The organism is Flavobacterium crocinum (assembly GCF_003122385.1).
GTDB lineage: Bacteria > Bacteroidota > Bacteroidia > Flavobacteriales > Flavobacteriaceae > Flavobacterium > Flavobacterium crocinum.
Window position 1 is genome coordinate 2107250 of record NZ_CP029255.1, and the last position, 22123, is coordinate 2129372.

The 22123-nt window shown below is 33.7% G+C and carries 19 protein-coding genes and 1 tRNA gene; 14 read left to right on the forward strand and 6 right to left on the reverse strand.

Going from position 1 to position 22123, the window contains the following annotated elements:
- Positions 1-3: 3 nt before the first annotated feature.
- The 7 genes from HYN56_RS09680 to HYN56_RS09710 all read left to right on the forward strand — a co-directional run bounded on the left by HYN56_RS09680 (position 4) and on the right by HYN56_RS09710 (position 8469).
- Positions 4-1155, forward strand: coding sequence for a formimidoylglutamase (locus HYN56_RS09680; protein ID WP_109191986.1), 1152 nt, complete (start codon positions 4-6; stop codon positions 1153-1155).
- Positions 1156-1417: 262 nt separating this feature from the next.
- The gene (gene porK, locus HYN56_RS09685) at positions 1418-2824 is read left to right on the forward strand and encodes a T9SS ring complex lipoprotein PorK/GldK (RefSeq protein WP_109191987.1); all 1407 of its coding nucleotides are present in this window, start codon (positions 1418-1420) and stop codon (positions 2822-2824) included.
- A 54-nt stretch (positions 2825-2878) separates the two neighbouring features.
- A complete protein-coding gene (gene porL, locus HYN56_RS09690) occupies positions 2879-3526 on the forward strand; it encodes a type IX secretion system motor protein PorL/GldL (RefSeq protein WP_109191988.1) in 648 nt (215 codons plus the stop codon).
- Positions 3527-3578: 52 nt separating this feature from the next.
- The gene (gene porM / locus HYN56_RS09695; RefSeq protein ID WP_109191989.1) at positions 3579-5120 is read left to right on the forward strand and encodes a type IX secretion system motor protein PorM/GldM; all 1542 of its coding nucleotides are present in this window, start codon (positions 3579-3581) and stop codon (positions 5118-5120) included.
- 44 nt (positions 5121-5164) lie between these two features.
- Positions 5165-6154, forward strand: a complete 990-nt coding sequence (gene porN, locus HYN56_RS09700) for a type IX secretion system ring subunit PorN/GldN (protein WP_109191990.1) — start codon at positions 5165-5167, stop codon at positions 6152-6154.
- A gap of 176 nt (positions 6155-6330) precedes the next feature.
- Complete coding sequence (gene porN, locus HYN56_RS09705; RefSeq protein WP_109191991.1) at positions 6331-7320, forward strand: type IX secretion system ring subunit PorN/GldN; 990 nt, start codon at positions 6331-6333, stop codon at positions 7318-7320.
- A 75-nt stretch (positions 7321-7395) separates the two neighbouring features.
- Positions 7396-8469, forward strand: a complete 1074-nt coding sequence (locus tag HYN56_RS09710) for an NAD(P)/FAD-dependent oxidoreductase (protein ID WP_109191992.1) — start codon at positions 7396-7398, stop codon at positions 8467-8469.
- Here HYN56_RS09710 and HYN56_RS09715 read toward each other — a convergent pair.
- Positions 8450-8833 carry a DUF983 domain-containing protein gene (locus HYN56_RS09715; protein ID WP_109191993.1) on the reverse strand — a complete coding sequence of 128 codons (384 nt, stop codon included), beginning with the start codon at positions 8831-8833 and terminating at the stop codon, positions 8450-8452. The two genes, HYN56_RS09710 and HYN56_RS09715, sit on opposite strands and share 20 nt — an antisense overlap.
- Positions 8834-8899: 66 nt before the next feature.
- On the opposite strand from HYN56_RS09715, the gene HYN56_RS09720 reads away from it, so the two are divergent.
- Complete coding sequence (locus HYN56_RS09720; RefSeq protein ID WP_109191994.1) at positions 8900-10822, forward strand: ABC-F family ATP-binding cassette domain-containing protein; 1923 nt, start codon at positions 8900-8902, stop codon at positions 10820-10822.
- Between the two features lie 488 nt (positions 10823-11310).
- Here the strand turns inward: HYN56_RS09720 and HYN56_RS09725 are convergent, their stop codons facing one another.
- On the reverse strand, positions 11311-12273 hold the full coding sequence (locus tag HYN56_RS09725; protein WP_109191995.1) for an App1 family protein: 963 nt from the start codon (positions 12271-12273) through the stop codon (positions 11311-11313).
- 61 nt (positions 12274-12334) lie between these two features.
- Here HYN56_RS09725 and HYN56_RS09730 point away from each other — a divergent pair, with 61 nt between their 5' ends.
- Positions 12335-13204, forward strand: coding sequence for a diacylglycerol/lipid kinase family protein (locus HYN56_RS09730; RefSeq protein ID WP_109191996.1), 870 nt, complete (start codon positions 12335-12337; stop codon positions 13202-13204).
- A gap of 195 nt (positions 13205-13399) precedes the next feature.
- Here HYN56_RS09730 and HYN56_RS09735 read toward each other — a convergent pair whose 3' ends face one another.
- Entirely contained in the window at positions 13400-14545 is a 1146-nt protein-coding gene (locus tag HYN56_RS09735) for a GNAT family N-acetyltransferase (RefSeq protein ID WP_109191997.1), read from the reverse strand.
- Between the two features lie 120 nt (positions 14546-14665).
- Positions 14666-15154: a DUF1761 domain-containing protein gene (locus HYN56_RS09740; RefSeq protein WP_109191998.1), complete on the reverse strand. Its 489-nt coding sequence runs from the start codon at positions 15152-15154 to the stop codon at positions 14666-14668.
- Positions 15155-15654: 500 nt separating this feature from the next.
- On the opposite strand from HYN56_RS09740, the gene HYN56_RS09745 reads away from it, so the two are divergent.
- Positions 15655-15960, forward strand: a complete 306-nt coding sequence (locus HYN56_RS09745) for a hypothetical protein (protein ID WP_109191999.1) — start codon at positions 15655-15657, stop codon at positions 15958-15960.
- A gap of 96 nt (positions 15961-16056) precedes the next feature.
- Positions 16057-16440, forward strand: coding sequence for a hypothetical protein (locus HYN56_RS09750; RefSeq protein ID WP_146194581.1), 384 nt, complete (start codon positions 16057-16059; stop codon positions 16438-16440).
- Between the two features lie 82 nt (positions 16441-16522).
- Here HYN56_RS09750 and HYN56_RS09755 read toward each other — a convergent pair.
- Together HYN56_RS09755 and HYN56_RS09760 are read right to left on the reverse strand one after the other, a co-directional pair.
- Positions 16523-16594, reverse strand: a tRNA-Glu gene (locus HYN56_RS09755).
- Positions 16595-17036: 442 nt separating this feature from the next.
- Positions 17037-17870: a T9SS sorting signal type C domain-containing protein gene (locus HYN56_RS09760; protein WP_109192001.1), complete on the reverse strand. Its 834-nt coding sequence runs from the start codon at positions 17868-17870 to the stop codon at positions 17037-17039.
- Between the two features lie 765 nt (positions 17871-18635).
- On the opposite strand from HYN56_RS09760, the gene HYN56_RS09765 reads away from it, so the two are divergent.
- From HYN56_RS09765 to HYN56_RS09775, 3 genes are read left to right on the forward strand one after another with little or no spacing between them, the layout of a single operon-like run.
- Complete coding sequence (locus HYN56_RS09765; protein WP_109192002.1) at positions 18636-19337, forward strand: outer membrane beta-barrel protein; 702 nt, start codon at positions 18636-18638, stop codon at positions 19335-19337.
- An 11-nt stretch (positions 19338-19348) separates the two neighbouring features.
- The gene (locus HYN56_RS09770) at positions 19349-20080 is read left to right on the forward strand and encodes an outer membrane beta-barrel protein (RefSeq protein ID WP_109194766.1); all 732 of its coding nucleotides are present in this window, start codon (positions 19349-19351) and stop codon (positions 20078-20080) included.
- 31 nt (positions 20081-20111) lie between these two features.
- A complete protein-coding gene (locus HYN56_RS09775; RefSeq protein WP_109192003.1) occupies positions 20112-22079 on the forward strand; it encodes a T9SS type A sorting domain-containing protein in 1968 nt (655 codons plus the stop codon).
- Positions 22080-22123 lie beyond the last annotated feature (44 nt).

Here is a 22123-nt window from a genome sequence, read left to right on the forward strand (position 1 = left end):
TAGATGGAATTTGATTTTCTAGAACCAGTTAATGACACAATTGTAAAATTTGTCAGTGCACTGTCTTCTCAAGAACTTGGAAGTAAAGTTGTTTTTCATACACAAGATCAGTTTCCTGATATTAACCAGATCAATATTGCTGTGATTGGTGTTTTAGAAGATCGTACAAACATCAATATGGTTAATGAGGTTAATCTTTCGTCAGTACGTAAAAGATTATACAGCATGTTTCCGGGCAATTGGGACGCTTCTATTGCAGACTTGGGGGATATACTTGCCGGCGACTCTGTAGAAGATACTTACTTTGCAGTTAAGAAAGTTGTAGCTGCTTTAATTAAGAAAAAAGTCATTCCTATAGTCCTGGGAGGTTCTCAGGATCTGACTTATGCTCTGTATCGTGCTTACGATGATTTGGAGCAAATGGTCAACTTGGTTGCGGTTGATAATAAGTTTGATTTTGGAAAAGAAAATGAGTCGGTTTCGGCTAATTCGTATCTGACAAAAATTATTATTGATGAACCTAATAATCTATTCAATTACTGTAATATAGGATATCAAACCTATTATAATTCTCAGGAAGAAATTGATCTGATCGAAAAGCTCTTTTTTGATGCTTATCGTTTAGGTGAAATTTCAAATAAAATCACTTTAGCGGAACCGGTTTTTAGAGATGCGGATTTAGTGAGTTTCGATTTGAATTCTGTAAAATCTTCTGCTTCAGGTAATGCTGTTACTTTTGAGCCGAATGGATTTAATGGAAAAGAAATTTGTGCTTTAGCGAGATACGCAGGAATAAGTGATAAAGTTTCGGCATTTGGAGTTTTTAATCACAACAGTACAATGGCTGAATCGGTTGTTATTGCTCAGATTGTGTGGTATTTTATTGAAGGATATCATTATCGTTCAAAAGAATATCCTTTTGGAAGTCGCGCCAATTATCTGAAATATATAGTTCCCCTTGATGATGAAGAATTGATTTTTTATAAAAGCGATAAAACAGACCGCTGGTGGATCGAAATTCCTTTTCAGTCAAATGGTCACAATAAGTTGAAAAGAAATACGTTATTACCATGTTCTTACGAAGAATATTTGTCTGCCTGCAATCAGGAACTGCCAGAAAGATGGTGGAAAGCGCAGCGAAAGAATGCTTTGTAGCAACAAATTTTAAGGTAAATCTTAGGTTTTTAAAGCAGGCTTAAAAAAGTTAAATAGTGTTAGTAGGAAAATAACTATAAAACATAAAAATTAACGTTTTACATCGATTTTTTGAAACAGTTTATCGATAAAATATTTTTTTTTTATTTTATTTAACATTATTTTTGAACGATAAAATAAATTCGCAAGTAGTATTGTTTTTTAGATAAATAATAAATACGTTTACGGACTTTTAATAATGAATAGATAATCCCAAATTTATATGAAGAAGTTTATTGCATTTGCAGCAATGTTAACACTAGTAATCGGCTGTGGTAAGTCAGGTGACAAAGGTGAATTAGTTGGTGTTACAGGAGGGAAATGGCATCCCGAGAAGCCTTATGGAATGGCATTAGTTCCTGGTGGATCTTTTATTATGGGTAAATCGGATGCGGATTTAGCTAACGTGGAAGATGCTCCGACTAAAACGGTAACTGTTCGTTCGTTTTATATGGATGAAACTGAAATCACAAATAGCGAGTATCGTCAATTTGTGGAGTGGGTAAAAGACTCTACAATGAGAGTTCGTTTAGCAATATTAGCTGACGAAACAGGGCAGAAAGCTACTGACAGTAAAGGAAAAAAAGGCGGAAGTATTGCTGACTACGCATTTAATGATTCTGATCCGGAAAAAATGACAGCTTATGATAAATATATGTACGACAACTACTATAGTGTAGGTACAAAAGATGATCCGTATGCTGGAAGAAAATTAAACAGAAAAGTAAAATTAATTAAAGATACTAAAGCATATCCGGATGAGTATTACACTGAGGTTATGGATTCTATGTATTTACCAATTGAAGAATCATACAATGGTTTAAGAACAATTGATGTAAATAAATTGAAATTCCGTTATTCTTGGATGGATATTCAGGCTGCTGCAAAAGCTAAAGTTGGAAAAAGAAGTGATTTCGTAAAAACAGAACAGGTAAATGTTTATCCTGATACAGCTGTTTGGATTAAAGATTTTGCTTATTCATATAATGAGCCAATGCATAATGATTATTTCTGGCATAAAGCTTATGGGGATTATCCTGTAGTTGGTGTTACCTGGAAACAAGCTAAAGCATTCTGTGCTTGGAGAACTCTAAACAAAAACAGTTATATCAAATCTAAGAAAAAAGGTCGTGACTTAGTAAATGCTTTCAGATTGCCAACTGAAGCAGAATGGGAGTATGCGGCTAGAGGTGGTCTGGAGTCTGCAACTTACCCTTGGGGAGGTCCTTATACTAAAAGTGACAGAGGTTGTTTCTTAGCTAACTTCAAACCAAGTAGAGGAGATTATGCTGCAGACGAAGCGTTATATACTGTTGAAGCTAAATCATACGAAGTTAACGGTTACGGATTATACAACATGGCAGGAAACGTTTCAGAATGGACTGACTCTGCTTACAACCCAAATGCATACGAATATGTATCTACAATGAATCCAAACGTAATTGATGGTAAAAATCAAAGAAAAGTGGTTCGTGGAGGTTCTTGGAAAGACGTTGCTTATTTCCTACAGGTAAGCACTCGTGATCACGAATATGCTGATTCTGCAAGAAGTTATATCGGATTCAGAACGGTACAGGATTACATGGGAACTCAGGTAACTGGTAACGGTAACGGAAGCAAAAGAAAGTAATTTATAATTTTATCAATATCCAACAAATCTATTTTAAACCTAAAAAAAAGTATTATGGCATTATTAAGTAAAAAAGCAATGAATTTCGCTTATGGTATGGGAGCGGCAGTGGTAATTATTGGAGCATTATTCAAAATTACTCACTTTGAACTTGGACCTTTAACAGGAACAGTTATGCTTTCAATTGGATTGGTGACTGAGGCGTTAATTTTTGCGCTTTCTGCTTTCGAACCAGTTGAAGACGAGCTAGATTGGACTCTTGTTTACCCGGAATTAGCAAACGGACAAGCTAGAAAAAAAGCTGATAAAGTTGAAACTCCAACTGATGCTCAAGGATTATTATCTCAAAAATTAGATGCCATGTTGAAAGAAGCTAAAGTTGACGGTGAGTTGATGGCAAGCTTAGGAAATTCAATCAAAAACTTCGAATCTGCTGCTAAAGGAATTGCTCCAACTGTAGATTCAATCGCAGGTCAAAAGAAATATTCTGAAGAATTATCTATGGCTGCTGCTCAAATGGAATCATTAAATAGTTTATATAAAGTACAGTTAGAAAGCGCTTCAAGAAACGCTGAAGCTAACAAAGAAATCGCTGAAAACGCTTCTAAATTAAAAGAGCAAATGGCGTCTATGACTGCAAACATTGCTTCTTTAAACAGTGTTTACGGTGGTATGCTTTCTGCAATGAGTAACAAAGGATAATTAGTTTTTAACTAATATTAAATTTATTAATAAAAGAACTAATTAGAAAAAAATGGCAGGAGGAAAATTAACCCCTAGACAGAAGATGATCAACCTGATGTATCTGGTTTTCATCGCAATGTTAGCAATGAACGTGTCGAAAGAAGTAATCTCAGGTTTCGGATTATTTAACGAAAAGTTTGAAGCTTCTAACGCAACATCAGTAACAAATAATGCCTCTTTATTAACAGCTTTAGATCAAAAGGCAGCAGAAGCAAAAGGAGAGTTTGCTATTGCAGCTCAGACTGCTCATAAAGTTGAGGCAATTTCTAAAGATTTTTATGCTTATATCGGTACATTGAAAACTCAGGCTGTACAAGGTTTTGAAGTTGATAAAGCAACTGGAAAAATGCCTTATGAGTCTATGGATAAAGGTGATAACATCGACGACTGGTTTACAGGAGACGGTTACACTAAAAAAGGTAACGAAATTATTGCTAAGATCGAAAAATACAAAGCTGATATCAAAGCAGCTTTAGGAACAGATAAAAAATATGCAGCAATCATTTCTGAGGTTGAGAAAAAATTTGATCTTTCTGATGTAAAAAACAAAGACGGTATAAAAGAAAAATACTTAGCATATCACTTTAAAGGTTTTCCTGCAATCGCATCTGCAGCTAAACTTTCAGCTTGGCAGAATGACGTTCAGAAAACAGAAGCTGACGTTTACAACAGTGCTTTAGGAAAAGCTGCAGTTGCAGCTGCTTCATACAGTAACTATCAAGCAATTGTTGTTTTAGACAAAAATGCTTACTTTCAAGGAGAAAAAGTTACAGGTAAAGTGGTTTTAGGTCGTTATGACGAAAACACTAAGCCTACTTCATTCCAAGGTCCTGGACAAATCGTGAACGGACAAGCTGTTATCTCTTTAACTGCTGGTGGTGTTGGAGAGCAAGATATCAACGGACAATTTACATTCTTAGAAGATGGTAAAAATATTCCTTTGAAATTCTCTGGAAAATATGTTGTAGTTCCAAGACCTAATTCTGCTACAATCTCTGCAGATAAAATGAACGTAGTGTATAGAGGAGTTGTTAACCCAATCTCTGTATCTTTCGCTGGTGTTGATGCTAACAAAATTGTTGCTAGTGCTCCGGGATTATCTTCTGCAGGAAAACCAGGAAAATATAACATGAGCCCGGGTCAGGGTACTGAAGCTACTATCTCTGTAACGGGTACATTACCAAACGGTGATAAAGTAACAGATAAGAAAACATTCAGAATTAAAGGTATTCCTGGTCCAACAGGAACAATCAGAGGTGAGATGGGAGTTGTTAAAGGTCCTAAATCTAACTTAGAGATTGCTACTATTGGAGCTAAATTACTTGATTTCGATTTTGAAGTTGGTTTAGATGTTGTTGGATTCAATATGAAAATTGCTGGACAGCCTACTGTGGTTGTAACAGGAAACAAAATGAATGCACAATGTAAACAAGTACTTTCAAGAGCAGGTAAAGGAGACCAGGTTACTATTTCTGAAATTAAAACTAAACTGGTTGGTGCAGGTAGTTATTTATTACCAAGAACTGCTCCGGTAATTTACGAAATACAATAATAAAGTAGTGCAAGCTACGTTCAATATCTTATAATGATACCACGATGAAAGTAAGAAATTTTTTAATAGCCGTTGTTTCTATCGCTGGAGGTTTTGCTTCTAATGCGCAGTCTAATTTGCTTAATGCAAAAACACCAGATCAGATTGGACTTAAAACTCCTGCTCAGCTTATATCTGACAATGATAAGCCTTTGGCTTATGGTTATGTAGATGATAGAGATATTTTGATGGGAAAAACTACTTGGGAAATTATTGATTTAAATGAAAAAATCAATTTTCCAATGTACTTTCCAGTAGATACAGCTAATATTGGTTCTAACAGACGTTCTTTATACGACGTTCTTACCAAGGCGATTAAAGGTGGGAAAATAACTGAAGTTTACACTGATAGTTATTTCAATACTAAAAAGTCTATGAAAGACATCGAAGGATCATTATCTCGTATTGATACAACAGATGCTGGTAGAGAATTGATCAACCAATACCCTGATGATTACAAATCACGTGTAGTGAAGAAAAAAGTAGTTACCGGTAAAGGAAAAAACAAAAGTGTATCTTATGTTGAAGAAACAGTTGGACCAACAAGAACAGTTCCTGCTGAATATATCTTAAAACAAGATCTTACTGCTGCAGATGTTACTCAGTATAAAATTAAAGGATACTGGTATTTTGACAAACGTCAAAGTGAATTGAAATATCGTTTACTTGGAATTTGTCCGGTAACTCCTGATGTTTATACAATGAATAGTGATGAAAAGGATTATATTGAATTGTTTTGGGTATTCTTCCCAAATGCAAGAGAAGCGCTTCATGAAGCAAAAGCTTTCAACGACAACAATTCAGCTCTTCCAATTTCATTTGATCAGATTTTGAATTCAAGACGTTTTAATGCTGTTATCTACAAAGAAGAAAACCTTTATGGTGACAGAGCAATTAGCGATTACATGAAAGACAACGCACAAAATCAGTTGTTGGAATCTGAGAGAGTGAAAGAAAAAATTCGCAACTTCGAACAAGATATGTGGAACTACTAAGTTGATACATAACTAGATAATTAAAAAACTCTTACTACATTTGTAGTAAGAGTTTTTTTTATACAGGTAATTCAAAGCTTATTTTTTTTGGAATTTTAAAAATAGTTTTGTTTATGTAAGAAAAATAACAATATTTGTAATGAAATTTCGTTTAATGTCTTATAATAATTGTTACAATGAAAGTGAGAAATTTTTTAATTGCTATTGTTGCTGTTGCCGGAATCTTAAATGTTCATGCGCAGTCGAATTTACTTAATGCCAAAACTGCTGATCAGATTGGAATTAAGACACCTGCACAAATGATATCTGATAATGACAAACCTTTGGCTTATGGTTATGTAAATGATAGAGATATCCTGATGGGTAAAACGGTTTGGGAGATTATTGATCTTAACGAAAAAATCAATTTTCCGTTGTACTTCCCTGTTGATACTGTTAATATAGGTCCTGACAGGCGTTCACTTTACGATGTTCTGACCAAAGGAATTAAGTCCGGAAGAATAACCGAAGTTTATACTGATAGTTATTTTAATACCAAAAAATCAATAAAAGATATCGAAGGTTCTCTTTCCCGAATTGATACAACAGACGCAGGAAGAGAGCTTATTAATCAATATCCTGATGATTACAGATCACGTGTTGTCAAGAAAAAAGTAGTTACAGGTAAAGGCAAAAATAAAAACGTTTCTTATGTTGAAGAAACCGTTGGGCCAACCAGAAGCGTTCCTGCCGAATATATTTTGAAACAAGATCTTACTGCTGCAGACGTTAACTTGTATAAAATTAAAGGATTCTGGTATTTTGATAAACGTCAGAGTGAATTAAAATATCGCTTACTTGGGATTTGTCCGGTAACTCCTGATGTGTATACGATGAATAGTGACGAAAAAGATTATATAGAATTGTTTTGGGTTTTCTTCCCCAATGCTCGTGATGTATTGCACGAAGCGAAAGCTTTTAATGATCAAAATTCGGCACTTCCTATATCATTCGATCAGATTTTGAATTCCAGAAGGTTTAATTCAGTTATTTATAAAGAAGAAAACGTTTATGGAGATCGTGAGATTAAAGATTACATTAAGGATAATGCACAAAGTCAGTTGCTGGAATCAGAACGTGTAAAAGAGAAGATCCGTAATTTCGAAGAAGACATGTGGAATTACTAAGTAAAGGATTCAATTATAAAAGAAACTCTTGCTACCTTTGTAGGAAGAGTTTTTTCATTTTATTTATACTGCACAATGCTTGATTATTTAATCGTCGGATCTGGATTGGCCGGAATTTCTTTCGCCGAAGTTGCCCTTAAAAACAATAAATCTATTTTACTTATAGATGACAAATCCCAAAATTCATCCAGAATTGCGGGAGGCTTGTATAATCCGGTTATCCTGAAGCGTTTCAGTGAAGTGTGGAATGCTAAAGAACATTTGGTTCTAATGAATGAATTCTATGATCAGGTTGAAGATAAACTAAAGGAAAAATTCAATTATAAAATGCCAATTCTTCGAAAGTTTTTTTCAATTGAAGAACAAAATAATTGGTTTGCGGCTTCAGATAAAATAAATTTGGCTCCTTTTTTATCCACCAAATTAATTACTAAAAAGTATCAGGGTATTGATTCTCCCCATAATTATGGAGAAGTACTGCACACCGGTTATGTGAAAACCGGACAGTTATTAGAAAGCTACAAAGCTTATTTAAAAGATAATAATTTACTTCTGGAAGAATCTTTCCATAGTTCTTTTCTGGAAATTTTGGATTCAGGAATTCAGTATAAAAACATTAAAGCCCGCCATATCATATTTGCTGAGGGTTTTGGGATGCTTAAAAATCCTTATTTTAACTATCTTCCTTTGGATGGAACAAAAGGGGAGTTGTTTTTAATAAAAGCGCCTGATTTAAAATTAGATCTGATTGTGAATACAAGTGTCTTCATTTTACCGGTAGGAGGCAATTTGTATAAAGTTGGTGCAACTTATAACTGGCATGATAAAACCGATCTTCCGACAGAAGAAGGAAAACAGGAGTTGGTAGACCGCATAAAAGAAATTATTACCTGTGATTTTGAAATCGTAAAACATTTTGCAGGAGTAAGACCTACAGTCGCAGATAGAAGACCTCTAATAGGTACTCATGAAGCATACAGTTCCATTCATGTCCTTAACGGATTAGGAACACGAGGTGTAATGCTTGGACCGGCATTAGCAAAAATGCTGTATGAACATATCGAAAACGGAACTCCTATAGACCGTGAGGCCGATATTAAACGATTCCATAAAAGATATTTAAAATCTATTACTTCCGACCGGCATTAGGATCATAAGAAACGAACATATTAATGTATAAGTTTCTGGATAGTCGAAGTACGAAAGGAAATAAAATGATCAAAGTCAAAATAATGGCAATAAAAGCCTGCTCAATAGAAGCTCCGAAAAAAACAAAAGAGACTATAAAGGCAGCAATTCCTACTGCGACATTCAATCCGTAGCTAACATACATTGCACCATAAAAGAATGACGGTTCAATTTGATATTTGAATCCGCAATGGCTGCAGTTTTCATTCATTTTTAGAACTTTACTCAAATGAAGCGGATTTTTGTCTTCATACATGCTTTCATTTTGGCATTTTGGACAACTTCCTGTTAAAATACTATTTAGTTTCGATCCTTTTTTTAACATTTGCAAAAAATTTAATCAAAGGTACGATTTTTCAACCTTTACTGCTGATAACATTAGTTATAAATTATGCTTAATATACACAATCTTTCCGTTTCTTTTGGAGGAACCTATTTATTTGAAGAAGTAACTTTCCGTTTAGGAGCTGGCGACCGCGTTGGTCTTGTCGGTAAAAACGGCGCTGGTAAATCTACCATGCTAAAAATGTTAGCAGGAGATTTTAAACCGGATTCCGGAGTTATTTCTCAGGAGAAAGATATTAAAATGGGTTTCCTGCGTCAGGATATTGATTTTGAACAGGGAAGAACGGTTTTGGAAGAAGCTTATGAGGCTTTTACTGAAATCAAAGTTGTAGAAAAGAAGCTAGAGGAAATCAATCATCAATTGGTTACCAGAACCGATTATGAGAGCGAAGAATATGCTAAAATCATCGAAGATTTATCTGATTACACACATCGTTTTGAGCTTTTAGGTGGTTATAACTATGTTGGAGATACAGAAAAAATTCTTTTAGGGTTAGGTTTTAAAAGAGAAGTTTTTAATAACCAAACCGAAACATTTTCTGGTGGATGGAGAATGCGTATCGAATTGGCAAAATTACTGTTGCAGTCGAATGATGTATTACTTCTGGATGAGCCAACCAACCACTTGGATATCGAAAGTATTATTTGGTTGGAAAATTTCCTTCGTAATTATCCTGGAGTAGTTGTGATTGTGTCACACGATAAAATGTTCTTGGATAATGTTACCAATAGAACCATCGAAATTTCTTTAGGAAAAGCATACGATTTCAATAAACCGTATTCTCAGTATTTAGAATTGCGTCATGAAATTCGTGAAAAACAATTGGCGACTCAAAAAAATCAGCAGAAGAAGATTGAGGAAACAGAAAAATTAATCGAGAAATTCCGTGCCAAGGCTTCAAAGGCTTCGATGGCGCAGTCGTTGATTAAAAAATTAGATAAAGTAGAAAGAATTGAAGTTGATGAAGACGACAATTCTGTAATGAATATTTCTTTTCCTGTTTCAAAAGAACCAGGAAAAGTAGTAATCGAAGCTGAAGATGTAACCAAAGCCTACGGCGATAAAACGATTCTGAAAGACATTAGTTTATTAGTCGAAAGAGGAAGTAAAATTGCCTTTGTTGGACAAAACGGACAAGGAAAATCGACTTTTATCAAAGCTTTGGTAAATGAATTTGAATACGAAGGCAATATCAAATTGGGTCATAATGTACAATTAGGATATTTTGCCCAAAATCAGGCAGAACATTTGGACGGAGAAATTACGCTTCTTCAAACTATGGAAGATGCCGCAACCGACACCAATCGTATGAAAGTACGTGATATGTTGGGAGCATTTTTATTCCGCGGAGACGATGTAGAGAAAAAAGTAAAAGTACTATCGGGAGGAGAACGTAACCGTTTGGCGCTTTGTAAGCTATTATTACAGCCAATTAATGTTCTGCTGATGGATGAGCCTACAAACCACTTAGATATTAAGTCTAAGAACGTTTTAAAGGCCGCGCTTCAAAAATTTGGAGGAACTTTGTTGTTAGTTTCTCACGACAGGGATTTTCTTCAGGGAATGTCTAATATTGTTTATGAATTCAAAGATCAAAAAATCAGAGAATATTTAGGTGATATCAACTTTTTCCTGGAACAGCGTAATATGGAAAATATGCGTGAAGTAGAGAAAAAAGATGTGGTAAAAAATGCACCAGCTGCAAAAGAAAAAGAAGCAAGCAAATTATCTTATGAAGACCAGAAAAAAGGAAAATCACTTCAAAACAGATTAAGTAAAATCGAGAGTCAGATTCAGCAATTAGAAAAACAGATTCAGCACGACGATAAAATGCTGGAAACTAATTACGACAAACATATCGAAGACGCCTCGTTTTTTACGGCTTACAATAAAAAGAAACAAGATTTAGAACAATTATTAATCGACTGGGAAGTTGTTTCAGAAGAGATTGACAGTTTTAATGGTTAAGCTTTTTTTAGTTTTCAGTCGTAGTCGCGGTTTTCAGTTGTATACTATACGTGAAAAAACCTTTGTCGTAATTTCAATATTGGCAAAGGTTTTTAAGTTTTCAGGAGCTGATCCAGCTTTCCGCTTCATCCCGATAGCTATCGGGACGTAAAAAAAGCAAAGTTTCTAATGTTCTAAAAAGAGCCTCCGTTGGTCGCTTTTTTAGAACAAGAAACTTTTGCTTTTTTTATTCCGGGCTTTCCGCTTCAATCTGGGCTAAAAGAGTTTTAAGTTCTTTTTTTAGGGTTTAATTTTTCCTCACAGTATGTCATCCTGACGAAGGAAGGATTTCCGCAAGTAGCTCGACAAAGATTTGCTGCGAGAGGGATGGGAGCTGGCTACCGAAGTAGCGCGGACAGCCCGACAGCATTAGGGAAAGTGGGCGAATAAAGACAAAGTAGGATAGCCCGCTTTTTCTAATGCTGTCTCGCCCAAATGATTTTTAAAAACTACCTAATAATTCCAATAGATTTTGAATGTTCTATTGCTTTGCTGCTTTCTTTAAAATAGCAAACAGAAACATTTAGGCTTTCTAGGTTTTTTAGAATTTTTTGGACTTCACTTTTTGGTGATTTACCAGTTTGCCTAATGTAAACTGCAATTACAGTAACGGGAAATATTTTGCAGATTCGCTCATATAAAATAGGATCGTGCTGTGAATCATCGCCCAGTAAAACATATTTTAAGGTTGGGTAAAACTCAACAACATGTTTGATTTTCTGGAATTTATGATCGTGGCTTCCTCTACCGCTCATAAAAAAATCGGTAATTCCTCTTCTAATGTCTTTCAGGAGAATTACTGCTTTTGGAAGTTTATGGATTTTGGTAAATTTTGCAATGAAACGGTATAAGTTCCATTCACTGCTGGAAATGTAAAAAAAAGCATTTTCTTCTTCGGGTTTGTCTCTTCCTGCCTGACTTAAAGCTTGATAATGAGTGACAACATCTTTGAAAACTTTACGATCGTTTACATTCTTAAAAAGCAAAATATAAAGTTTTCGGAAAAAGTTTTTGGTGTGCGAAATCAAAAAAGTATCATCAATATCAGAAATAATTCCGAGTTTCCCTTTGTGGGGACGTATAAAGCTGCCTTTGCAAACTGTAGTTTGATTATTGTATTTTAGACTTACTTCGTAAGACATCCATCCAAAATGGGTTTCTTTTTCGAGCGGAATACAGAAATTGAAATAACCGTCGTCTAAAGTTTTGGTATGAATGATTTCGTTGTTATGATGAAGATAAACATCAAAATTTTTAATCGTTTTAATTCTGAATAATTTCAGAATTGAAGTGGCATTTTTTATTTTTTTTCTTTCAAAATCGTAATTGTGTTCTTTTTTCAAAACGTGCCCCATCACAATTAATTCTTGCTCATTTGCATAACCGCGATATAATTGTAAAATTGGTTTCATTAATTACGTATATTTAGGTAACTGTAAATTACTTAATTTAATTGGTTTTAAAAATAAAATTTTGAAAAAGAATATACTATTTGTCGTAAATCCAATATCGGGAGATTTGGATAAATCTGAGTTAATAGAAGCTGTAGAAGAGTTTGCTGTTACCAATCATTTTGATTTGGAAGTATATGAAACAACAGGAAAAAATGACCCAAAAGAAATACAATCTATATATAAAGAATATAATCCCGAACGAATTATTGTAGCCGGCGGTGACGGAACCATAAAAATGGTTGCTGAAGCCATGGAAGAGCAAGACGTTATAATCGGGATTTTGCCGGCCGGTTCTGCAAATGGACTTTCGGTAGATCTGAATCTTCCGCAGGGAATTGAAGAAAACCTCAAAATAGCGTTTTTGAGTCATTATATCGAAATGGATATGATTTGTATCAACGGCAAAAAAAGCATTCATTTAAGCGACTTAGGATTAAATGCTAATCTGGTTAAAAATTACGAACAAAGCGATGTACGTGGTTTTTGGGGATATGCATTGCAGGCTTTTACGACTTTAAAAGAATCTGAAGATCCGTTTGTGGCAACTATTTCGGCAAACAATAAAACAGTCGAGCATACAGCGAGAATGATTGTAATTGCCAACTCGCAGAAATACGGAACAGGCGTAATCATCAATCCAAACGGCGCAATGAATGACGGAAAGTTTGAATTGGTTATTTTAAAAAGCCTGGATTTACTATTAATTGGAAAAATTATTACGGGCAATATGCCGATTGATTCCGATGATATTGTAATCATTTCAACAGATAAAGCCGAAATCAAAACCGATTATCCTGTTAACTTTCAGATTGATGGAGAATATTGCGGGGCACAGACTTCTTTGGAAATTCATATTCTGCATAAACAAATGAAAATTGCGGTTCCGTAGATTTGGACTGATTTTCATTGAGCAAATATTGGTGTGTTGAATATGTCGCTCCGCAGGAGCTTTTCATCTTAACCTTATTTTTTCTATAAATATTTCGCTCTTCCAGAGCTAAAAAAAGCTCCTCGAGGAGCGAAATATTTATAGAAATGTTTGTGTCAAAAGTTTCAAAAGCTCCAGCGGAGCGACATAATTACGCTATTTAAAAGGATTACGTTCCTGCCATTCTGTTTTAGGTTCCAGATAATTGAAAAATCTTGAAATGTTATGATTAATTAAAGCATTGCTGTGTGTAATTAAACCATACATTTTTATTGGTTTGGCACCAACAGAACTTTTTATTTCGAGTGCAGTTCTTGCAAATACAATTTCTTTAAATCCTTTTTTGATAGAGTAGGCAATCATATCGTAAAGCATGTTTAAATAGAGCATTTTCTCGCGTTGGATGCTTTCGTCATAACCTAGAAAATAAGTGTCCATAGTATCGCCATTTTTGATGAGCGTATTAAAACCAATTAGTTTTGCGTCTAAGAAATAGCCATACAATAGAAAGTTATCACCCATTATTTCCTTGAAAAAGCTAAAATGATTTCGGGCTAGAAAAAAGGTGTTAAACGGAGCGTTTTTCGCTACATGAAAATACAAATCGTAAATAACATCTTCATATTGTTTAATGTCGGCTAATGACATTTTTTGCTTTACAATTTCCTCCGATTTTTTTCGGGCACGTTTGTATTGATCACGATATTTTTTAGATAATGCATCAATATAATCCTGTTCGTTTTTCCAGTTTTTCCTGATTTCAAAAACCATGTTGGGCTGAGTCGAAAACGTATAATTGTTTTTAAATTCAACTTGTAAAGGTTTGATTTCTTCGGCAGTAAAATCTTTTATACTTGTAATATGAACTTTCTTTCCGCTTTCTTTTAAATCTTTTTTAAGCTGATTTACGGCTTTGTGAAGTGTTTTAATGGCTTTTGATTCTTTGATTTTTTTATCAAAAACAAAAGCATTTTGTCCAGTCAGCATATTGTTGCCAACAAACAAAACGTGCGAAGCAAAATTCTTTAAGGCAAAATTGCGTACAGAAGTTTTGAGACATTTGTCGCGTTCTCCGAATGATTCCAGTTTTTCGGCAAATAGAAACTGCGTTAAAACAATGCCAACAAGTTTTTCTTCTTCAAAAAGACCAATAAAATGACAAGTCATATTTACCGGAGAAGAATTTTCCAGAACTTCTAAATACTCACGAGTCAAAAAGATGTTATCAACGGCAAGCGAATTCCATTCTAATGGCAATTGTGAAGCGCTTTTGTAAATCTGGAAAGAATAAGTTGTATTCAAGAGTGTGAACTAATTTCGTCAAAATTAGATAATATTTGGAATAACTAAATTTCTTTAAGTTATTATTAAGAAAAACCCGTTTGAAATTTAGTTTCAAACGGGTTTTGGGTATTTTGTTTTCTAAGCAAAACCGCAGACAATTCCTCCCATCAGAGTTAATGTAATCAGCCAGTAGCCGGTATGAATAAAAATGTATTTCCAGGACTTTCTTTCAAATAAACCATTAATTCCAATTAGAGGGAACGCGAAAAATAAACCAGACATAAATCCGTGCAGTGCTCCATGTTTAAAAGTTCTGTAAGCCATTCCGTAATCGGCCATAAAAGCAGCAAAAGAAGGTTTTGCGCTATCGATCAAAGGCGGGCCTCCAACCATTCCGATCGCACCAGACTGATGAATTGTAAGTGACATTAAAGTCATGGTGATCATTAAAGAAAAAATGTATGTTAAACCGAAAATTTTAAGCATACTGCCTTTTCTAAGTTCTTCTTGTGTGAGGTTATTTTCTTTCATCCAGATGGTTCCGAACACTTTTGGGCTGTACCAGATAAAACCGATAACAAGTGTAACAATTGCTGAGATAAGCAATGCAACGAAGTTAATTTTCATAATATGAGGTTTTTAGAATTAGTTAGTCAAATGTAATCAAAAAACAAATACTGAATTTAGATTTTTGTAAAGTGCTATAAATCTTGTTAATAAGAATTTTATTAACAGTTTATCGAGATTATGCGAATATTATCTATGAAATATCTAACTTAGTAAACTAAATTAAGAGCTAAAATCTTTCAATATTGATCAAGAACAAAAGCTTTCATTTTAACCAAAACCAAAAAATAAATTACAATGTTTACCAAAAATTAATCGTGCTTATGAATGAATTTTACACTCGTTAAAAAAGTTGATTAAATATATTTAGTTAATTGCCAAAACCGTAATTCGTTACGGTTTTTTTTATTTTTTAGATGTAGAGATTCATGAAAAAAATAACATTTAATTTAGAAAGGAATTTTTTATGTTTGTCTAAAATTTTATAACTTTAATACAAGTATTCAAAACAGCAAAGTTTGTAAAAACCGCGCTATTACTAACTTTAATAAACAGAAATTATGACACTGCAATATCAAGGTGAGCAATACGGAAAAGAGACCACTTTTACCATTAGAATTATTGGAAACAATTTGTCAAAAAGTAGTTCAAATTACCAAATCGATCTTTTAGTTGGCGACAAAAAAGTGCCAACTTTTACAAGTGAGATTCATCAGAGTCTTTCGAATTGCTTAAAAGAAATCTATTTGTTTAGAAAATATAATGGAATCCAATTTGATGAATCAACAGAGAAGATTGTTTCGCTTTTTGTTCCTTATGATAAAGTGTTGTACAACTACAATAAATATGCTTTATTTAGAGCATAAATTTTTCTCAAAATAACATGAAAAAAGGCCATTTGGAAAGATGGTCTTTTTTTTGTTTGAAAAAATCAGCTCCAAAATAATTGTAATTAATTTTTAATGAAAAAAATAATCCTAATATCACTTTTTTATACTTTGTTTTCATGTACAAGTAACAGAAATATGGGCGTTTATGGATATGCGTACAGTAACGACAGTGTTATTATTACTGATAATGATAATGAAATTCTTAAAATTAGAGTGGCTGGAAATGAGGATGAAAGGAGGTTATGTCCTGTAAATAAACCTGAAGTAAAAATTAAATCTTCAGAAGTAAAATTAAAAGTACAAATAGATTCATCAGGCATAGTGGTTTTAGATACAGTTGTAGTAATGCCTAAAGAATACAAAAGGCCTTTTGTAACTTTTGTTTATCCTTCATCAAGAACTAAATTTAAAAGGATGTTATTGGCGGGAGATTATTCGATGTTTCCATTAGATTGAATTTTCTAAAAATGCAATATGCTTGTAGAATGTTTAAAAATAAAAAAGCTCCAGATTTCTCTGAAGCTTTTGTCTTGCTAAGTAGTCCGTGGGGGAATCGAACCCCCCTTACCAGGATGAAAACCTGGCGTCCTAACCGATAGACGAACGGACCTGCTTTGCTATTGCGGGTGCAAAATTAGAACTAATTTTGAATTATACAATAGGCTTTTGAAAAAAACTTTCTTCAAATATTTATGAAATTCCATTTTTAAAGTCAGATAATCGCAAGTTGATTTTGTTAAGTGAAATGTATTTGTTTGATTAATAACTGATTCTTGTATGTTTAAAAAACAAAAAGGCGGCTTTTATTAAAATGAAATCAATTGTAAAAAAAAATGAATTTTATTGCATATTATTTGTTTTGAAAGAATATTCTTTTGTTTTCTTTAAGGTTTCAGTGAGAATATTTGGGGCTTGGTTTATTTACTATTTGGTTTTAAGAGAAAATATAAAGTAAAAATGATGGAATGTAGATTCTGGCATTAAAAATAAAGCCTGCAGATTTTGTTTGATCTCTCTGCAGGCTTTGATTTTATTTGTAGTTCTCTGAGAAACTAAAAAATCACCTTTTTGGTTATGATGTTCCCATTCTCTAGTGTTGTTTTGACCAATACTATTTGAGTTCCGGATTGAATGTCATTAATTTCTAAATTAAATGTGTCTATTCTTCGACTGTTGTGGAGTAATTTTCCGGTGATATCAAAAACAGAAACCTCTTTTAAAAGGGTATCGCGGGAGTTTACACTGATGATTTTATTTTTTGAAATCACGGTTAATTCCTGAGTCAAAGAGCCAATTTCATCTATTCCTAATTTCTGGTCGGCTTGATATCTCATTTCAAAACGATCATTGAAAGTGCCTGTTTGTGTAAAAAAGGTATAGCCGCCATTTCTGAGATTGTGTGTTGTATTGTTTTTTTTATCCAGTATGTATATATCCTGATTAGCTAAATCACCATCAGCATGATCTATGGATATGGTAAGATTTCCCGTAACGGCTGATCTGTATCCCAACGGAATTTTATCGGTAATTTCTAAAGGCAGAGCGCGTCCCTGAATAGCTAGTTTTTTATTGCTGTTAATACTGTAAAAATCGGCTAACTTATTTCCATCCAGTGATACGGCGTCAAAACTGGAATCCCATCCGTTGGTAGCTCCCGCTATGTATCCAATTAAGAGTTGTTTGAAAATTCCTTCTGTATTAGTTAAATTAAGCCAAACACGATGTCTGTCTTCCAACATGAGGCTGTTGGATTTTGGAAACAAAGATTTTAAGTTATCAAAGGAACGTTGTGGAGTACCGGCTGCATATTGAGCAGTCACAGGATATAATAAAAACAAAAGCTGAACTGTAAAAAGTAGTACATGAGATAAGTAAAGTTTTTTCATAAGCTGATAATGTAAAAAATTAATAAAAAGGTTTCGTCGATAACCATTTTTCAGTAAAATTTTAAGTATCCGTTATAGAAAAATACAGACAGCATCAATAGTTGGTGGTGTTGAAATTTTAAAAAATAAAATAATGTGTAATTTTTCTTTATAAGGGAAATTTTTAAAAATTTATTCTGATTAAAAAGATGTCCTGTTATTAAAACAAAAAAGCAAAACTGAATTTGTTTTATTGCATTACATCGATGTTTTTGGTTTTTTATCGATAAAATATTACTTAAAGATGCGAATTTGTATACAATACAAAAAATGGAGAAAACGCCTTTAGTACTAAGAATATGCCGTTTTGGACTATATTGTCCGGTTTGTTATATTCAATTCCTAAAAGTTTTATTTTATGCCTTTGTTTTTTGGGCTGTAGCTATAAAAAGATTTGTAAAAATGTCTTTGATTTCAAGCATTTTCTGTGTTGCTTAAATTTTCGAACTGTTAAGTTTGTTTTTTTGAATAATGGCACAAAGCCATAAACACCTGGAAAGTGACCAATTAATTCTGTTTTTTATGAAGAGAGATAAAAAAATATGACGGAATAATCTTAAGGGGAATCTGAAGCTTATGTTTTTTAAAACAGGAACGACTTAAAACGGAGCCTTTAAATTGTTGTATACCTGATTTCAGGTATGTTGTCGGTTTTTTTTGTTATTTCGTCGATTTTATTTAATTGTAAGCTAAAATTAATACATATATTCGCAGAAATTTTTGCCAATGAAAGTAATATTACCCTTAATAATTTTTAGTTTATTTTTAAGTGTCCCAATCTACAGTCAAAACGAAACTAACATTACCTACGGATTAAAATTGGGAGCTTTGCACTCCACATTCAGTAATCTTCCTGAAAGCATAAAAGGAAGAGATAATACCTTCGATAACAGTGTTATGGAAAGTAAAGGAAAATTCGGATTAGAAGGCGGTTTCTTTTTGAATTGTAAACTGCACGATACGCGCGTTGCCATTCAGCCGGAAATTTTATTTAGACAATCGGGAGAAAAAATTACTTACAAAGATGCCGTTGGAAAAGAGTTCGAACTCGGACTAAATTATGCTTTCCTACAAATTGGTGCTTTATATAAAGTTTATCCTTATGAAGGATTAAATTTTGGTGCCGGAGCTTTTTATGGTATCAATTTATCTCCAAATGATATTACTTATAAGTCCAACGAAGCAGGCGGAATGTACGATGTAGCTACAAGACAATTCTATAAAGACGGTCTTGACGGAGACGACGATTTTGCATTATGTTTTGCATTAGGTTATGAACTACATCAAAGCATTCACTTTGACTTTCGCTATTATCTGGGCGTAAAAGATATGATTAAGAGTAATGCATCTTCTTTTCAGTTTATCGAAAATCAGAATAAAAGCAGTGTCTTTTGTTTTTCGTTAGGCTATAGTTTTCACGAATGGTAATTTATAAAAAAATGAAAAAAATTATTTTGCTTCTTTTATTAGTAAGCACAAAATCTTTATTGGCTCAGGGCGACAGAGAGATTACATATGGTCTTTTTGGAGGAGGGATTTATTCTAAAATGTCTAATCTTCCTGATGTGATAGTACCAAAAGGTATCTACGAAGGCTATACTTTAAAAGAAGAAGGAAAGTTTGGAGGAACCGGCGGTTTTTTCATCAACTGGAAATATCCTTACGCAAAGGTTGCTATTCAGACCGAAGTTTCATACTCAGGTCAGGGAACCGATTTGAATTATGAAGATGTAAAAGGACTGAAATATAAAATGACTTTTGGCTACAGCTATATCAATGTTGGAGCACAATTTAAGTTTTATCCGGCAGAAGGATTTTATATTGGTGTTGGGCCTTATGTAGGCTTTAATATTGCCAGCGATAATATCAAATATACATCCAATGCACAGCAATTATTTGCCGATTCAGGAGTCTATTTTGAGCCGGATGCTAATGTTCAGAAAGTATTAAAAGAATCTTTGACCGGGAAAAATTATTTCTACGGAGTTCTGTCAGCAGGATATGAATTTAGCAATAATCTTTCTGTAGGAGCAAGATATTCTTTAGGACTTACAGATGCTTTAATGACAGAAGAAAACGGGCATCGTTACAGCGAAAACAAAAATAAGATCAATAGTATTTCATTAATTATTGGTTATTCTTTTGACTTTGATGATTTGGGTAATTTCTAAACCTGTTTCATTATAAAAATCACTTTACACTATGAATAAAAGGATTTTTTTATTGGTAAACTTAGCAGCGTTCCTAATTGCGAATACTGCTTTTTCACAAGAGAAAGTACTTCCGGGAGCAGTTTCAGAACCTTTTTTTTGGCTTAAATCCAGAAATACGGGAGAAAACTATTATTGGGAAAGCCTCATAAACAATAAAGAAGCAAAGGTGCCGATAAAAAAACACAATGGTGCTGCGTTTAATTTTAACCCAAGTATTGTTATAGATACTTCACAGGATTCATTAATTGTACCGTTGGGGTCAGACAGTAAAAGACGCCAGACGCTTTTTATGGTCTATAAAGTAAAAGACAGTTTGAAAGAACAGTTTTTATGGACGATAAATGATCCTCAAAGAATAATTTCGGCAGCGACAAATAAACGCTTGGTCGATTTAAAAAAATATTCGTATCAGTCTTATCAGGAAAAGATAAAACCGCACAAAGCCAATATTCATTTTTTTCAGCAAAATGTAACTGATAGTGTTGCAAAGATGTCTTCGCTGACTATTGGTCAAAAGTCAAAAATGGAGAAACTTCCTCCTGAAGATTTTAAAGGAAATATAAGCGAAATATTGATTTATAACCGTGTTTTATCAGGTTTAGAAACGCAAAAAGCGGCGAGTTATTTAGCTATTAAATACGGAATCTCACTTTCTCAGTTTGATAATAAAAATTATCTAAACAGTCAGGGACAAACGATTTGGGATGTTGAAAAACATAAAGGATTCAACTCATCAATTACTGCGGTCGGTCGTGATGATGCCAGTGGATTATTGCAATTAAAAAGCAATAATATGATTGAAGAAGGACTGATGACTTTTGAATTAAAAAGTAAGTCGAATACAGTGCCCAATAATTATTTTGCTTTTTGGAGCGACAACGGGAAAAATCTCTTAGTTAAAAAACAAGAACAAGGAGAACCAATTGGCGTTTCCAGAGAATGGCAGCTTGATTATTCCAACCCAGGTGATTTAAGTTTAGACTGGACTTTTAATCCTGCTTTTATAAAAGGAACACTTCCTAAAGATACTTATTACTGGCTTTTAGTTGATTATTCCGGAAAAGGAACTTACGATGAAAATGATTCGGAATACATTCGTTTGGGAAGTACTTCGGGTACAGAAAAATTGGTTTTAAAAGATTTTGACTGGAATAAACATAAATCCGGAACAGCAAAATTCACCTTAAAAGTAGCACCACAAATGTTTAGCAGAGTCTGGATAACCGAAGCACTTTGTGGTATTTCAGGATCTGGTGAATTAAATTATACGATAGAAGGAGGAGAAGCGCCTTTTACGGTTACAGTTAAAAAAGAAGGTAGTGATGCTGTTGTAAAGCAATGGAACCAGGCTGCTAAAAGTCAGACTGGCGTACAGCTTTCATCAGGAACTTATGATTATATCGTAAAAGATAAAAACGGAAATCTGTATTCAGAAACGGTTTTTGTTGCCGATAAAGAAGGAACTTTCCCTAATCTAAAATCAGAATATTTGCTTACTGACGGAAATGCATTGCTTTTGGATGCGAGTAAAGATTTGCCGACAGGAAATTACCAATATCAATGGTTTTATGAAGGGAATTTTATAGATGATAATTCGAAGATTTTAATCGATCAGCCAGGTAATTATGAGATTCGAATAATAAACGGGCAAGAATGTAAAACTTCTAAAATAATTGCAGTAGCAACTGATGGAAAGGAATTTAAAGATTCCAGTATTTTGATTTTATATCCGAATCCCACTATCGATGGCAAATTTGCAATAGCCATGCAGTTTCCTAAAAAAACAGATGCTACAATAAGCATTTATTCTGTAACCGGATCGCTTTTAAATGAAAAGAAATACAATCAGATCGAAACCTTTCTGCATGAAGATAATATAAAAGCCCCGTCGGGAATGTATCTGGTAAAGGTGAGTTCAGATTTTGGAAGCAAAACCTTTAAAGTAATTGTGAAATAATTTGATACGATACGCAAGTATTCAAATTAGTAAAATATAAAACC

Excerpts from the sequence above, each read along its gene's own strand:
- HYN56_RS09680 (WP_109191986.1), top strand. The coding sequence starts at position 4 with ATGGAATTTGATTTTCTAGAACCAGTTAATGACACAATTGTAAAATTT.
- porK (WP_109191987.1), top strand. The coding sequence starts at position 1,418 with ATGAAGAAGTTTATTGCATTTGCAGCAATGTTAACACTAGTAATCGGC.
- porL (WP_109191988.1), top strand. The coding sequence starts at position 2,879 with ATGGCATTATTAAGTAAAAAAGCAATGAATTTCGCTTATGGTATGGGA.
- porM (WP_109191989.1), top strand. The coding sequence starts at position 3,579 with ATGGCAGGAGGAAAATTAACCCCTAGACAGAAGATGATCAACCTGATG.
- porN (WP_109191990.1), top strand. The coding sequence starts at position 5,165 with ATGAAAGTAAGAAATTTTTTAATAGCCGTTGTTTCTATCGCTGGAGGT.
- porN (WP_109191991.1), top strand. The coding sequence starts at position 6,331 with ATGAAAGTGAGAAATTTTTTAATTGCTATTGTTGCTGTTGCCGGAATC.
- HYN56_RS09710 (WP_109191992.1), top strand. The coding sequence starts at position 7,396 with ATGCTTGATTATTTAATCGTCGGATCTGGATTGGCCGGAATTTCTTTC.
- HYN56_RS09715 (WP_109191993.1), bottom strand. The coding sequence starts at position 8,833 with ATGTTAAAAAAAGGATCGAAACTAAATAGTATTTTAACAGGAAGTTGT.
- HYN56_RS09720 (WP_109191994.1), top strand. The coding sequence starts at position 8,900 with ATGCTTAATATACACAATCTTTCCGTTTCTTTTGGAGGAACCTATTTA.
- HYN56_RS09725 (WP_109191995.1), bottom strand. The coding sequence starts at position 12,273 with ATGAAACCAATTTTACAATTATATCGCGGTTATGCAAATGAGCAAGAA.
- HYN56_RS09740 (WP_109191998.1), bottom strand. The coding sequence starts at position 15,154 with ATGAAAATTAACTTCGTTGCATTGCTTATCTCAGCAATTGTTACACTT.
- HYN56_RS09745 (WP_109191999.1), top strand. The coding sequence starts at position 15,655 with ATGACACTGCAATATCAAGGTGAGCAATACGGAAAAGAGACCACTTTT.
- HYN56_RS09750 (WP_146194581.1), top strand. The coding sequence starts at position 16,057 with ATGAAAAAAATAATCCTAATATCACTTTTTTATACTTTGTTTTCATGT.
- HYN56_RS09760 (WP_109192001.1), bottom strand. The coding sequence starts at position 17,870 with ATGAAAAAACTTTACTTATCTCATGTACTACTTTTTACAGTTCAGCTT.
- HYN56_RS09765 (WP_109192002.1), top strand. The coding sequence starts at position 18,636 with ATGAAAGTAATATTACCCTTAATAATTTTTAGTTTATTTTTAAGTGTC.
- HYN56_RS09770 (WP_109194766.1), top strand. The coding sequence starts at position 19,349 with ATGAAAAAAATTATTTTGCTTCTTTTATTAGTAAGCACAAAATCTTTA.
- HYN56_RS09775 (WP_109192003.1), top strand. The coding sequence starts at position 20,112 with ATGAATAAAAGGATTTTTTTATTGGTAAACTTAGCAGCGTTCCTAATT.